The sequence below is a fragment of the Limisalsivibrio acetivorans genome (assembly GCF_000421105.1).
Classification (GTDB): Bacteria; Chrysiogenota; Deferribacteres; order Deferribacterales; family Geovibrionaceae; genus Limisalsivibrio; species Limisalsivibrio acetivorans.
In genome coordinates this window covers 1,249,660-1,264,461 of sequence record NZ_ATWF01000001.1, presented here as the reverse complement: position 1 = coordinate 1,264,461, position 14,802 = coordinate 1,249,660, and the positions used below count along the sequence as shown (strand labels likewise).

Genomic DNA, 14,802 nt, shown 5'->3' with positions numbered 1-14,802 from the left:
GCGAAATGAGGGAACCGCCATCTCTTACGAATTTATGTATATAAATGAGTAACAATGGCGGATGTAAAACCCTGAGGGAATAGTTTTGCATACTTTTGCGCCAAAAGTATGGCGTGCATTAGCACGAAACACATAAATTAGTGACTTATTTCGAATAAAAGTATGAAAGTAAAAGATCGCAGGGAACTTTTTAGGGAACAAAGTTCCCCGCACCCCTCATCAGCTTAAGCCCGTTATCAGGTTGAATATCGGGCCGAGAAGGCCGATGAAAATGATAAGCATAAACCCGCCCACGAAGCCTATTATAAGCGGCTCTATAAGCTTTGATATATTAGCGGCGATGTGGTCTACCTTCTGATAGTAGTATTTTGCGACGTTATCCAGCTGCTCTTCGAGGTGTCCGGTCTGCTCACCAATATTTACCATCCTGATAATCAGGGATGGGTAGAGATCCTGCTTTGACAGGGCATCTGAGAAGCTGGAGCCTATGGACATATCCTCACGGATCCTTTCGCTGGCCGACTTATATACCAGGTTCTTCTGGCTCCCCTCCATGAGTGAAAGTGCCTGATAGAGTGGGAGTCCGGCGGCGATCATCAGCCTTACATACTCTGCGAAGAAGGCGAAGTTGAAGTTTGTGATGATAACACCGAAGACCGGAAGACGAAGCGTTATCTGGTCTGTGATTAGTTTGAAGTCCTTGGATGTTTTACGGAGCACATTGATCAGTATGACTGCCCCTATAAGCAGCACGGTGATGAGGACGATGTATTTTTGAGTGAAGACGGAGAGTGCCATGATTGCCCTTGTGATAAAGGGGAGCTCTATATCGAATGCGCTGAACGCATCCATCATCTTGGGCATAACGAAAACGAGCCAGAATATAAGCGCACCGGATAATGCCACAAAGGCGAAGCTGGGATAGATTAGAGCCTGTTTGGCCTTTGCCTTAAGGTCTTCAAGTTTTTTCAAATGCTCGACAGCGTCGTGGAGTGTTTCATCAAGCTTGCCGGTTTCTTCGCCGATCTTTATAAGGTTTATAACCACTTCACCGAAGGTCTTTTTATATTTCTCCATCGCTTTGGAGAAGTTCATCCCCATCTGCACACGGAAGCTTAGATCGGTCAATATCTCCTTCATCGCCGGGTTTTCTGCATCCTTTGCAAGGTCTTGCAACCCGGTTACGGTGGGGAGTCCGGAGCGGATAACGAGGTGCAGGTTCTCTAGAACCTCAATAACCTCCTGGGTTTTTATCCTCCCCCTGCTTCTAGTGTATTTTGCATAGAAGGGTGCCCGGTGGATGGAGATTACGTTAAGGCCCGCATGTTCAAGATACGGAACAAGCTCCTCTTCGTTCTCCACCTCAATGGTTTTCGTTATCTTCTTACCGCCCTTGTCAACGGCTTTTATCTCAAATGTTCCCATATATTTACATCGCCACCCGCTTAATTTCTTCAGGTGTTGTAACACCTTTCAGAACCTTTATAAGCCCATCTTCACGTATTGTCTTCATCCCCTTTGTTATGGCCATATTATTGATAGCGAGGGGTGTGGCGCCTGTAACGATCATATCGCCGATTTCATCATCGATAATAAGGAGTTCGGATATAACGGAACGTCCTGAATAACCCGATTCCCTGCACTGTTCACAGCCGTTGCCAGCCATGTACGTAACATCTGAATCGTGCTCTATCCCCTGTCTGGTGAGCATTTCTGTTGTTACACCGTAATTAAGCAGTTCAGCACCCTTCATACTCCTTTCTTCTTTGCAGAAGGGGCAGACCTTACGCACGAGTCTCTGTGCGAGTATTCCCGCAACACCGGAGGATATGAGATAGTCCTTAACCTCCATGTCCATAAGTCTGGGTATTGCTGTTACGGCGTCGTTGGTGTGCAGGGTGGAGAGGACTAGGTGGCCTGTGATAGCCGCCCTCATGGCCATCTCCGCCGTCTTTTCATCCCGCATTTCACCGAGAAGGATAACATCGGGGTCCTGACGCAGGAATGCACGCATCGCCGTGGCGAAATGGTACCCCGCTTTATCGTTAACCTGAGTCTGCTTGATGAACGGGAAGCGGTATTCTATGGGATCCTCAGCGGTCAAAACACGCCTTTGGAGTGAATTAAGCTTTCTCAGTGCGGCGTAGAGTGTAGTTGTTTTACCCGAGCCGGTGGGTCCGGTCACAAGGAAGATACCGTGGGGTCTGTTGAATTGCTCCTTTAGTCCGTCTTGAACATCCTTTTCGAAGCCGAGGCTTTCGAGGTTAAACAGAGAAAGGTTCTTGGAAAGGATCCTCATAACCGCATTCTCGCCATGGGGGGTGGGGATGGTGGAGACCCTCACATCGAAGTCCTCGTCGAAGAATGTGTGAACAAGCGAGCCGTCCTGCGGAAGCCTCTGTTCGGCAATATCCAACTGGCTCAGGATCTTAATCCTTGATATCAGGGCAGAGTGGAGCGGTTTAGGTATGGCGAAATAGTGCCGCATTATACCGTCGATGCGGAAGAAAACGTGGGAGGCGTATTCTTCCGGGGAGATATGCACATCCGTAGCACGGTCGATTATGGCGTTGTTGAATATAAGCTCTATGAGTTTGGGGAGATCCTGCCCAACGTTTCCAGAGCCCCCTCTGTCGAGTATCTTCTGTATCTCTTTGTCAATGGGGCTTTCGAGTAGATAGTAGTTAATCTCAATATTCTTTTGTATGCTTTCCCTGTCGGAGATGTAGACCTCGGGGTTCAGCCCTGTGCGTCGTTTGATGATATCTATTGTGTTGATGTTAAAAGGGTCGCTCATGGCGACGGTAAACTTATCGCCGCTGACATTGATAGGGAGCATGTCCAGCTGCTTCGCTGTATTCCTGTCGAATAGCTTCAGTGCCTCCTTGGAAGGGGGGACCTCGTTAACATCCATGAACTCCTTGCCGCTCTGCTGTGAAATGGCGTAGGAGATCTCCCTGGGAGAAACAAAGGATAGTTCGATAAGTATCTCGCCGAGGAGTTTCTGGCGGATCTTTTTTACCTCAAGGGCGACCTGTATCTGCTCCTCGGTGACGTATCCCAGCTCCTTCAGCAGCTGGCCGACAGGTTTCTTGCTCATATCATTACCTCATCAGAGTGTTACATTGTTTATAAACGAAGACTCTCACTTATTCAAAACAACTTTGACTTAAAGTAGCACGGATGGTGGAATTTCTCTCCCCGTAAAATCATTTTAATGTTAGCTCTCAGAACGAAATATGATAAAGTGTCGTATGGATTACTATCAGAATACAGGCCTGCTCCTGCAGAGTTTTATTGAGACGCTTCAGGCTTCACTATACGCCATTATCGATGATTTTACGGTATCTCCGGTGAATTTCTCCCTTTATGTCGTAGGGTTTGCCATTTTCTATATCGTTCTCAACTTCTATAAGTTCCGTGCCATGAAGAAGATTCTAAACGAGCGAATGGAGAACTTCGTCCATCTCCTTTCACCTGTGCTTTTCGTGGTGGTGACTCAGCTCGCACTAGAATACGACAACGACTACACTTTATATATAATGACCAATTACTTCGGCATGTTCTGGCTCGCTGCCGTGCTCCTCAAGATGCCTCTTCGGGGTAAGAAGGGGAGTAAGAACAAGCGCTATGTCGCATTTCGTGCATCCCTCGTCTTTACCCAGTTTTTCGTATTCTTGTCTGTTGTATTGGCTTTTTACAGCGATCTGGCTGTTGTTAACCTTGATGATATAACGAGACAGCAGAACTCAATACTTCAGTTCGCCTCCCTTCTTTCGAGGCTTTCGCTGGCCATAGGGCTTAATATGTATATCCGCCCGGTTCTTCCTATGTATCTCCATCGCTATGCGGATCGTTTTCCTTCGGGAATGCGTATGGTCCCGCTTAACCGTTTCCTGCTGGCCGGCTTTTTCCTCATGTCACTCCTCTGGGTTTTCAACATCGTGGAGCTCAGCTATCGTTTTCTGCTCGGTCTTGGACTGCTCGGACTTTTCATAAGCCTTCTTCTTTATGTTCAGGGTAAACTGGAGCGGTGGACGAACACCTTCTTTGCACCGGAAAACTACGAAGAAGAGGATATGCAGAACATCTACCGCCATGTGATCCGTGCGGTATACCTGGGCTCTTTCTACATCTACTGGATCATGGGTGATGATCTCCTTAATTTCCAGGCACTTGCAGACAATATGAAGGATGCTTTTATCTTTGAGACCTCGGCGTTCTCTCTTACGGTCTACGGCCTTATCTCTTCTATTTTCATGTTCCTTATCCTCCGTTCGCTCCTGTTTCTTTTTACTAAGTATATCCGTAACTTAGTCAGTGAGGATAAACGCAGGGGGGAGGTGGAGTCCCTCGAAACGATCGTGTATAACCTCGGTGTTCTGGCAGTTGTTGCCCTTGTTATGCTTAATATGGGGATTACATGGCAGATCGTTGTGCCCATCGCCGGTGCCCTTGGTATCGGTTTCGGTTTCGGACTGCAAACCATCCTCAACAACTACGCCAGCGGCTTTATACTCCTCTTCTCCAAGAAGGTGCGCATTGGCGATTTGGTAGAGATCTCCGGCAATGCAGGGCGGCTTATCGGGGATGTGCACAGCACGATCTACGGTAATGTGACAAGTATAGACATGTTTGCGACAAACGTTAAAACCTTTGACAATATAGAGATATCCGTGCCAAACTCCGTATTCATCTCCGATACCATCATCAACTACACAAGGAGCGATTCCATCATCCGCATGCGCATCCCCGTGGGGGTTGCATATTCCAGTGATGTAGAGCTTGTTAAGAGCCTTATCATGGAGGTTATGGAGGATACATCGGAGGTTATCTCCTACCGCAAGAACGAGGTATGGTTTGTTGCATACGGCAGTAGCTCCATCGACTTTCTCGCTCTCTGCTGGGTGGATCTTTCCTCTGGATTGAACGCCGCCGTTGTCCGCACGAAGATCCTTGAGGGTATCTTCGAGAAGTTCCGAGAGAACGGCGTTGAGATACCCTTTCCCCAGCGTGATGTCTGGTTCCGCAACTCCATCCCCAGAGAGGGGGAGGAGTAACACCAGCCCTTTCCAAGTCTGATGTTGATTAAAACCCCTTTCTTTCGTATAATTGTCAGTTAAAAAGAATGCTAAAAGATTCATCGGAGGATACATGAGACTCAGCAGATATTTCATCCCCACCCTGCGTGAAATCCCCGCAGAGGCAGAGGTTATAAGCCATAAATACATGCTCCGCGCAGGTATGATCAAGAAGATCGCCTCCGGTATATACGACTATCTCCCTGTCGGCCTTAGAGTTATAAGAAAGGTGGAAAATATTGTACGCCAGTGTATGAACGATGCCGGAGCCATCGAGATGCTTATGCCCGCCGTTCAACCCGCAGAGCTTTGGCAGGAATCGGGCCGCTGGAGTATATACGGTAAAGAGCTCCTGCGTATGAAGGACAGGCACGACCGTGATTTCTGCATGGGGCCCACCCACGAAGAGGTGACCACCGATATAGTGCGTGATTTCCTTACATCCTACAAACAGCTTCCGGTGAATTTCTACCAGATACAGAACAAGTTCCGTGATGAAGTCCGCCCCCGTTTCGGCCTTATGAGAGGGCGTGAATTCATCATGAAGGATGCCTATTCCTTCGATGTTGACGATGCTGGAGCAAGCAAAAGCTACGAAAAGATGCGTGAGGCATACTGCCGTATCTTCGACCTCTGCGGCCTCGAATACACCATGGTTGATGCAGATAGCGGTGCCATAGGCGGTTCCTATTCCCACGAGTTCATGGTTCTTGCAGATACCGGCGAAGACGCTGTTATGAGTACAGATAAAGGGGGCTATGCGGCAAACCTTGAGAAGGCGGTCTGCGCCGATAACTGGCTCCCCAGCGAAGAACCCGAAAGGGAAAGCGAAAGGGTTGAAACACCTAAAGCCCACACCGTTGAAGAGGTAGCAGAGTTTCTCAGCCAGCCCATAGAGAAGATTGTGAAGACAATGATAGTCAACGCAGACGGTAAGTTCTATGCATTCATGGTTCGGGGTGATCACGAGCTGAACCTTGCCAAAGCTAAGAACGCGCTCGGCGCAGATACCGCTGAGCTGGCCGCGCCTGCTGACATCGTGGAAGTAACAGGCGGAGCCGTTGGATTCTCCGGCCCCTGCGGGCTTGATATACCAGTTTTCGCCGATTTCGCAGTCAAAGCGATGCGCAATATGACCGTCGGCGGCAATGAAAAGGATGTTCATGTTATCAACACCAACGCAGATCGTGATTTCAACGTCACCGGCTACGGTGACTACCGCAACGCCGTTGAGGGTGATATCTGTCCGGAGGATGGTGGAAAATACAAACTCACCAGAGGCATAGAGGTTGGGCATATCTTCAAGCTCGGAACAAAATACTCCGAAGCGATGAACTGTGTTTACCTTGACAAGGAAGGTAAGCGTCACCCCATGCTCATGGGATGCTACGGCATCGGAATAACAAGGGTCGTTGCTGCCGCCATCGAACAAAATCATGACGAAAAGGGAATAATATGGCCCGTTCAGCTTGCCCCCTACAAGGTTGTCGTGGTCCCTGTTAACACCAATGATGAGGCCGTAATGAACATGGCCGAAAACATATACAAAGAGCTCGAATCTCTCAATGTAGAGGTTATGCTCGATGACCGTGACGAAAGGGCGGGTGTTAAGTTCACGGATGCTGAACTCGTCGGCTATCCTATTCGGGTTACCATAGGCAAGAAAGCCCTTGCCGAAGGTAATGTGGAAATTAATATTAGAAAGACTGGTGAAACTGTCACAGCTAAAAAGGCAGACTGCATATCCAGGGTTCTCAAACTGATTAAAGAACTCAGTTAATTTGACGATTTAATCCTTGATAAACCGTCAATATATAGATAGAATACTGTATACTCATACAGTAGGAATACGTTCGGAGGAAACATGAAGCGTAAGTACACAATCATGATATTTGACGAATCCCGCATGGGTGCCGTCAAAACCAGGAAGATAAGCCTGGGAAGCATAAAATTGATTCTGATGCTCCTCGGCATTTATGTTCTGATTTCAGGTGCAGGCTTCTATTTTCTCAACGATCTCTACTCCGAACGCAGTGAAATGCTCGCCTTCAAAAAAGAAAACGAACAGCTTAAGGATAAGATAACCGGCTACGCCTCTCAGCTTGACGACATTAAACGCAAGATTGCCTCAGTTGACGAGCTTGAATACAAAGTACGCAACCTTGCCACTTACTCCGGCGGTGCCGAAGGTACTAAACAACTCGCCATCGGCGGTAAAGAGGTCGATATAATCCAGGACCTCTCCGCTGTATCCGAGCGTAAAGAGAAAGAATTCTTCGAAGAGCTCAACGAAACACTCGTTGACCTCGGTGTCGAGATAGAAAAACGTTCCGCAAGCCTCTCAGAGCTTGCAAACTTCCTCGAAGAAAACAGGCTCATCATGAGCTCTACACCTTCCATATGGCCCACAAAAGGCTGGATATCTTCTGGCTTCGGTTACAGGCGTTCACCCTTCACAGGAAGACGTGTGTTTCACGAAGCTATTGATATAGCAACTAAAACTGGCACACCCATCAAGGCGGGAGCCAAAGGCGTTGTTATCTTCTCCGGCCGCAAAGCGGGCTACGGCAAGGTTCTCATCATCGATCACGGTTTCGGCTATGTTACTAAATACGCTCACTGTAATAAGCTCTACCTCAAAGAGGGTGAAAGTGTGGAGAAAGGTCAAGTCGTTGCAGAAGTAGGCAACACAGGACGCTCTACAGGTCCCCATCTCCACTATGAAGTGCTCGTGAACGGTGTCCCCGTTAATCCGATGAAGTTCATCATCAGCGAGTCTGAATTCAACTAAGGTGGGCTAGTCTGGTGGGCTGGTCTGGTTGCATTGACTGGCAAGATAGGCTGGTGGGCTTGTCTGGTGGTCTGGTCTGGTTGCATTGACTGGCAAGATAGGCTGGTGGGCTTGTCTGGCTGCATTGACTGGCAAGATAGTCTGGTGGGCTTGTCTGGCTGCATTGACTGGCAAGATAGTCTGGTGGGCTGGTAAATTTGCTTAGGAACATCAGGTAGGCTGATTAATAAGTGCTTCAGGTGAGCTGGTTAGATTTCATTAGTTATTTTCTTACAACTGTCTGGCTAATTTGGCGTACTGACTAAGTGAGTTTGGACAAGCTAGGCTGACTGGTCGAATTGGGAAATCTCTTATTATTCGTATCTCTTATTTCTCATCCGAAACGAAGTAAATGATTTCAATTATTAACAATCAAAGGAACAAATCTCACATTACTCTGACAACAAAGACAAAACAAGACGGAATAGCCATAAATAATTGCAATACTTAATAATGAACCGCTGATCATTTCCAGCACCATCCAAACAGGAATAATCGGATCACCCAAGTCTTTTATATTGGATTGAAATCAAATCGGGGATCGGGTAATATTACTGCACCTTATAAGATAACAAAACAGGGGTGGTTTCCATGATATTATTCAATTCCTACACAAAATTATCATATCTACTCATCACCGTTCTATTGGCCATGAGCATCTCATGCGCACAGAACGCTGACAAAACAGCCTTCGATCAGGCCGTCGTAATGGCAAGCTCGGGCAAACAGGAACAGGCTCTACCTATTCTCGAAAGCCTATGTGCTAAAAACCCTGATAATCAGGACTTCTGTACCCAGGCAGAGAATGTTAAGCAGGACCTCTACGAACAGCAAATGAGCCAGGTACGAAACCGACTTTCCGCCGAACCACCCATACCCTATAAAGATATCGAATATGCCGAAACCAGACTTGATAATGCTAAGAAGTATGGTGTTAATGAAGCCGAGATTGATAAGTATACAAATGAAATACAAAAGCAGAGAGAGCTCACTGCCAAAGCTGTTAAAGAGGTTCAGACCGAGGCAGATAGGCTGATTAACTCCGGCAAGCCTTACGCCGGATACAACAAACTCTCCTCAATAAGAAACCTTGCACCAGAGTTGGTTGACCCTCTCATCGATACTAAACGCAAGGAGATATACGCTCATCAGATCGCCAAGGTCGAATCCATGGCCGCCAGGGACGAGTGGGTCGGTGTTGAAGCTATCCTCGCCAGACTACTCGAGATAACACCCGGTGATGAAAAAGCCCAGCGACTCCTCGCCGAATCCAAGGAGAAGGGGAGGGCGGAATACTACATCAAGCGTGCCGAAGAGATGAAGCAGGCCGGTGAGTATGAAAAAGCACTCAGCTACTATGAGGGAGCCGCACAATTCCCCGGTGCTAAGGCCGAGGTTGAAAAACTGGCAGAGCAGACAAGGATCCAGCTCGTTGAGGATTACTTTCTCGGCGGTGTAGAGCTGGTGGAGCAGGAACTGTACAGACAGGCATACGAGCAGTTTGACAGAGCTTTCGAACTCCTCCGTAAGCTACCCCCCAAGTCCCAGCACATGGTGAACATACCAAGAAACGACCTCGAGTACTACTATAACAACCTCTTCTTCATTGCAGGCAAGGCGGAGGAAAACTACAACTACGGCGCAGCATACTTCTTCTACAGTATGATTGCAGAACTCTCGCCTAATTACCCTGATATAAAGCTCAAAATGCGCAATGTTACCAACAAAATACTTGAGCGTTCCATGAAGAGTATCGCCGTTATTCCCTTTAAAACACCCGCATCCGCTCCCGAGATGGGCGGACTTATAACATCCAACATAATGCTTTCCATGCACAACGAGCTCTCCGGCGATGTCCGGATTATCGAAAGGGGAGCAGTTGAGGTGCTTATGAGAGAATACGAACTCGCCGTTGCAGGAAACATTACCCAGGGGAACTCCGGCGACCTCTCATCATTCCAGATACAAAGTGCAGACTACCTGCTTATGGGCGAAGTGCTTGATGCAGACACAGAGACTTCAGTTCAGGATTCCATGAAAAAGGTTCGTGTGCAGGTGGGTACGGAGAAGATCAGAAACATTGAGTACGATGACTGGGTTCGTGAATCCGAAAAGCTCAAGGCGGAGCAGAAACCCGTTCCCCCTGCTCCTGAGAAATACATCGAAAAGCCAGTTTATGAATATGTTGAATACGATATAAGCTATTATGAAAAAACAAGTTATGCCACTGTGAGCTACCGTGTGGTTGAGACATCCCGTGGAAATATCATCTACAATAACACAGCCAAGGCAAAGGTTGAGGCTAAGGATGAATCTAGCGGCGGTGTTGAACTTGGTTCATTCAAGGTTCCCATGAAGGTAGCAGACCTTCCCACGGACATCGAGATGAGCAACAGGGTTCAGGCCAGCATCATCAAGGAGATAACAGGCAACCTCCAGAAGATGTTTACTAACCCCGAAAAGCAGTACGTTGCGCAGGCGCAGAAGCTTGAGGCGGAGGGTAATATAAACACCGCCATAGAGAGATACGCCGATGCTATTGTTCTCATGGAAAGAAAGGGGCTCGAAACAGCACCCCTTGAAATGAAGGCGGGCAAGTATCTTGATGTTTATACGAACTTCTAAGCTTTTAATTCTGGCGGTTCTGCTGGCGGTATTCTTAGCCGGCGGAGCATTTGCCACCGAACTGAATCTTCCGACATCCATCGCCGTTCTCCCCGTACAGGGGGACGGCAACCATGAGGATCTGGAGGAGTTGAGGATAACCTTCTTCAATCACATAGGCTCGAAAAACTATGTGGATGTTGAGATAAACGATGTAAACAACCGTATCTTTCTCCTCGAGAAGAAGACCGGGAAGAAGTGGACCGAATTCTCCCACAGAGAACTCTCTGATACATTGGGCGTGGGTGGCCTGCTCTACGTAAACGTTATCGGCATAGATAAGATCTACGCCGGTGTCTACGGAAGCCTCACTGTTCGCATGCGTGTTAAATTAGTCGATGCGGAAACGGGTAACATCCTGTGGGAAAAGGAGGACAAGGTTGTTAAGCAGTCTGGTGGAGTACCACTGTCTCCGTGGTCCGCTATCTCTACAGCGGTAACATCCGCCCTCGTTCTGCGTGATAGCGTAAAGATACAGCTCTTCGATAAGCTTTGCCGGGCCATCGCAAAGGAGATGCCCGAGCCTCAATCCCTCGCCAAGGAGAAGCCCCCTGCGGTTTTTTCCGTTGTTACTAACTCTTTGGACAGTCCCTTTAAGTCCGAAGATGAGGTACTTGTCTCTCTTAAAGGAGAGGAGGGGCTAAGCGCCTATTTCAACATAGGTGACGAGCAGAAAGGTATCAGCATGAGCGAGATGGAGCCTGGTCACTACCTGGGCAAGTATGTAGTAGCCTCGGGTAATAACTGGAACGACCAGCAGATTGTTGTGTATCTGAACGATCCGGACAAACGGATGGAAACCAGATACATTGTTCCGAGAACTATAACTGTGGATACTGTTCCGCCGGGTGCCCCCCTGAGCCTCAGCTCATCCTCCACAGAGGAGGGTGTAAGGCTTTTCTGGGAGAAACCCGAAGATGAGGACATACAGGATTACATAATAGAGAAGGCGGATCTATCCGACACAACCTTTAAAGAGATCGGAACTACATCCATCCCCGAATTCGTTGACGGAAGCGTGGAGTACGGAAACCGTTACTACTACCGTGTCCGTGCCCGTGACCAGGCGGAGAACATCGGCAGGTACATCGAACAGGCGAAGATGGTTGTCCGCCCCGGCCCTACGGATGTTTCACCCGATATCATTGAGGATACAACATTCTACGCCTACGGAAGCCCGTATATTATAAACGGCTCCGCCACAGTCTCCAAGGGGGTAACCCTCACCATAGAGAAGGGAACGGCTGTACGTTTTGGCGAAGGTTCCTCCCTGAATATTATGGGTACACTCAAAGCGGAGGGCTCAGGTGACGAAAACATAACCTTCCGGGGTGAGAACTATACCGTAAGCTTCATCGATGCCGGGATAAATGCCGGTTCGGCAGATTATATAACCATGCGGGGTGGACACAGCTTCCGAATTATAAACTCCACAATCACCCTCAAGGGTTTTAAGATGGAGAACTTCACCGAGGGGCTCAAAGCCTTGAACGATTCTGAGGTGAATATAGATTCCGGACGTTTCCTCTACTGCGGCACGGCGGTCAATGCCTCCGGCAGTTCCGTTCATCTCGATAACACCACCCTCGGGCAGAGTACCCTTGCACTCTCTGCGGATGGTGAAGCATCCCTCAGTGCGGGTCGAATAACGCTCGAAGGAAACGGGATGGATATAGAAACAGCCAGCCCATTCCATGCTAAGGTCATTGATATCGGCGAAAGGGAGTCCTTCGACCTGCTCGAGAGGGTCTCGGGCGATGTTACAGCGGAGATGATCGTCCCCTTCGGAAGGACATTCGCCGAGCTTAAGCAGGAATCAAAGAACGAGCTTCTCCTTAAAATCTCCCTCGCTCTGGAGGATCAGGATATTGTGGAAGCGGGAAGATATGCGGACATTCTTAAGTCGCTTTTTCCCGATGAATACCGCTCCTCCGCTCCGGTGATAGCGTTTATAAGACACAGCGCCGGAAACACCGAAGAGGCCCGCAGTCTCCTCGAGGGTGACAGGAGCAGTGCGGGAATAACACTCTCGTCCCTCTTCGGCTATAACGAGTCCAAGGCCTCGGAGGGTCTGGTGGTGCGTGTTGCGAACGTTAAGCTCCCCATAGTCCGTTCCGGCGAAGGGCTTGATAATATTGCGGCGGACCGTGCACTTAAGCGTGCGGTGAAGGACCATCTCTCTCGAGTCATGAGCAGGCTGGACAGGGATAAGCTCTTCGCCCTGAACTCGAAGATACTTTCCCGGGCTGACGAGTACGCCAGTATGGGGATGCCCGTATACACAAATTTCGGCAAAAACCGCTTCGATGGTTCATATATGGTTTTCATTAACGACAAGAAGCTTCAGGAGGACTTGAAGGGGCTTAACCTAGCCGGTGATGCCAAGCGGGGGATCTCCGCCGCCGTGGCTTATACAGGTGCAACCTCACACTCCCTCAGATATGTGCGGGGAAGCCTTAAAGATATGGGCTTTAAAGCATATGAGATACCCTCCGCCGGAAGGTCTGTGAGCGCATATGAAACAGCCGTTGCGGGCAAAGGTGCCCAGCTTCTTCTGCTTGTCAGCGAGGATTTCTCAACGTCTGACAGTAGAGTAAGCAACAATCTCAGGATGATTAGCGCAAACCTCGAGATTCGGGGTATAAGGATGCCCGAAGGGCGCCAGCTCTTCAATATAACCAAGGGTGTTGTCACATATCACATGAACGATGAGATAGGGAAGCGTGATTCAATGAAAACCGCTTTCGCTCAGGTGGACGATTTCTTTGAGAGCCGAATGATAGAGGCAGAAAAGGCGATCGTGAAGGGTGAGAATCCCCCGCAGAGCACAGAGAAGGCAGTTGTTGTCCCCTATGAGAGCAATAAGCCCGCTCCTAAGCCTGCACAGCAGAAGAGCGAGCCTGTGAGTAATAAGCCTGCGCCGGAAATGCAGGACAAAAAAACCGAAGCCAAGGGTGATCCAGTCATGGAAAAAGCGGCTGAGAGAGCGGGTAAAACCGTTGCCAATGGTGCCGCAGCTGCAGAGGCTGCATCCAAAGGGGTTGCCGCCGCTGGTACTGCTGTTGTGACAGAAGCAGTTAAAGCAGGTGCAAAGGGAGTGGAGAATAAGGCTGAGGCAAAGCCGGAAAAAGTGCCCGAGAAAAAGCCTGTGCCCCCGTTAAAATTGGCAGTATCAGGTATACGCACAGTCTTTGCCGCCGAAGCGGCTGATTACCAGAATAAGCCCCTCATGCGGGTTGAGGTTATCAATCCGGGTGAAAAGGCTGTGAGCGGTGTTGCGGTGAATCTCAGAGTTGAGGGTCTGCTGCCTGAAAGAAGGGTCCATGAGTTTAATATTGTGCCTGTAAAGGATAAAGCCACGGCGGAGATTAATCTCGATTTCGGCTCTGCCCTTTGTTGTTTGAAGGGTAACAAACGGTTCAAACTTGACTTGTCGGCGGTGTATGAGCTTGATGGAGATGAAAAAAAGATAACATCCGAAGGCTTTATGCAGGTCTACGGAATAGACAGAATAGTATGGGACAACGGCTATAAGATAGGTATGCTCATTAACTCTGAGGAGCCGGTTATCGCAAGGTATGCAGAGCAGATAAGAAACACTGTGAGCTCCGTTGAATCAGGTAATCTCTCACCCAAAGCTGTGCAGACCCTTGCAATTCTGGAGGCTATGGGTAGAGAAGGGATTAAGCTGAAAGAGCGCCCCAGCTCCTTCGTTAAAAACTACGGCAGAGGTGGTGATGCGGCTCAGGTAAAATTTCCTGTGGAAACTATCCATGAAAAGAGTGGTGATTACGATTCCCTCTTCATCCTTTTTGCAACCCTTGCCGATGCCATGGGTATCGATACGGCCTTTGCGGTATCAAACGTTCGGCTTATCGCCCTGGCAGATACAGGCATGTCGCCCGCCTCGATCCCCGATGCGGATAAGTATTTTGCCGAGATAGAGGGAACCCTCTGGATGCCTGTTGATCTCAGCGTTGTGCGTAACGGCTCTGCGGAGGCATGGAAGGCAGGTGCGGATGGAGGAACCCGTGTGGGTAAGGGGAGTGCTGTATTTGTAGGTGGAGCAAAGGATCTCTTCGATCCTGTGAAGCTCCCCGACCAGAGAGATATCCCCGCACCTCCGGCGGACCTGTCCGATGAGGTCAAAACAGCTATTGAGGGTGTGATTATTGAATAATTATCAGCCTTACATCCACTCTTAGTTGAACATTGACTGGGTAGTGA

Annotated in this window: 7 protein-coding genes; 5 read left to right on the top strand and 2 right to left on the bottom strand. The window is 48.8% G+C overall.

The features are described 5' to 3' along the window. Positions 1-219: 219 nt before the first annotated feature. Together K300_RS0106025 and K300_RS0106020 are read right to left on the bottom strand one after the other, a co-directional pair. Positions 220-1,425 carry a type II secretion system F family protein gene (locus K300_RS0106025; RefSeq protein WP_022850769.1) on the bottom strand — a complete coding sequence of 402 codons (1,206 nt, stop codon included), beginning with the start codon at positions 1,423-1,425 and terminating at the stop codon, positions 220-222. A 4-nt stretch (positions 1,426-1,429) separates the two neighbouring features. Beyond that, a complete protein-coding gene (locus K300_RS0106020; protein WP_022850768.1) occupies positions 1,430-3,100 on the bottom strand; it encodes a GspE/PulE family protein in 1,671 nt (556 codons plus the stop codon). Positions 3,101-3,254: 154 nt separating this feature from the next. Between K300_RS0106020 and K300_RS0106015 the strand changes: the two genes are divergently transcribed. The 5 genes from K300_RS0106015 to K300_RS0105995 all read left to right on the top strand — a co-directional run bounded on the left by K300_RS0106015 (position 3,255) and on the right by K300_RS0105995 (position 14,755). Next, positions 3,255-5,060, top strand: coding sequence for a mechanosensitive ion channel family protein (locus K300_RS0106015; RefSeq protein ID WP_162139857.1), 1,806 nt, complete (start codon positions 3,255-3,257; stop codon positions 5,058-5,060). Positions 5,061-5,154: 94 nt separating this feature from the next. Continuing rightward, entirely contained in the window at positions 5,155-6,861 is a 1,707-nt protein-coding gene (locus tag K300_RS0106010) for a proline--tRNA ligase (protein ID WP_022850766.1), read from the top strand. Positions 6,862-6,945: 84 nt separating this feature from the next. Further along, a complete protein-coding gene (locus K300_RS0106005; RefSeq protein WP_022850765.1) occupies positions 6,946-7,872 on the top strand; it encodes a M23 family metallopeptidase in 927 nt (308 codons plus the stop codon). A gap of 630 nt (positions 7,873-8,502) precedes the next feature. Beyond that, positions 8,503-10,536, top strand: a complete 2,034-nt coding sequence (locus tag K300_RS0106000) for a hypothetical protein (protein ID WP_022850764.1) — start codon at positions 8,503-8,505, stop codon at positions 10,534-10,536. Further along, complete coding sequence (locus K300_RS0105995) at positions 10,517-14,755, top strand: fibronectin type III domain-containing protein (RefSeq protein WP_022850763.1); 4,239 nt, start codon at positions 10,517-10,519, stop codon at positions 14,753-14,755. The genes K300_RS0106000 and K300_RS0105995 overlap by 20 nt, the downstream gene beginning before the upstream one ends. Positions 14,756-14,802 lie beyond the last annotated feature (47 nt).

Coding starts and splice junctions, on each gene's coding strand:
- K300_RS0106025 (WP_022850769.1), bottom strand. CDS start 1,425: ATGGGAACATTTGAGATAAAAGCCGTTGACAAGGGCGGTAAGAAGATA.
- K300_RS0106005 (WP_022850765.1), top strand. CDS start 6,946: ATGAAGCGTAAGTACACAATCATGATATTTGACGAATCCCGCATGGGT.
- K300_RS0106000 (WP_022850764.1), top strand. CDS start 8,503: ATGATATTATTCAATTCCTACACAAAATTATCATATCTACTCATCACC.
- K300_RS0106015 (WP_162139857.1), top strand. CDS start 3,255: ATGGATTACTATCAGAATACAGGCCTGCTCCTGCAGAGTTTTATTGAG.
- K300_RS0106020 (WP_022850768.1), bottom strand. CDS start 3,100: ATGAGCAAGAAACCTGTCGGCCAGCTGCTGAAGGAGCTGGGATACGTC.
- K300_RS0105995 (WP_022850763.1), top strand. CDS start 10,517: ATGTTTATACGAACTTCTAAGCTTTTAATTCTGGCGGTTCTGCTGGCG.
- K300_RS0106010 (WP_022850766.1), top strand. CDS start 5,155: ATGAGACTCAGCAGATATTTCATCCCCACCCTGCGTGAAATCCCCGCA.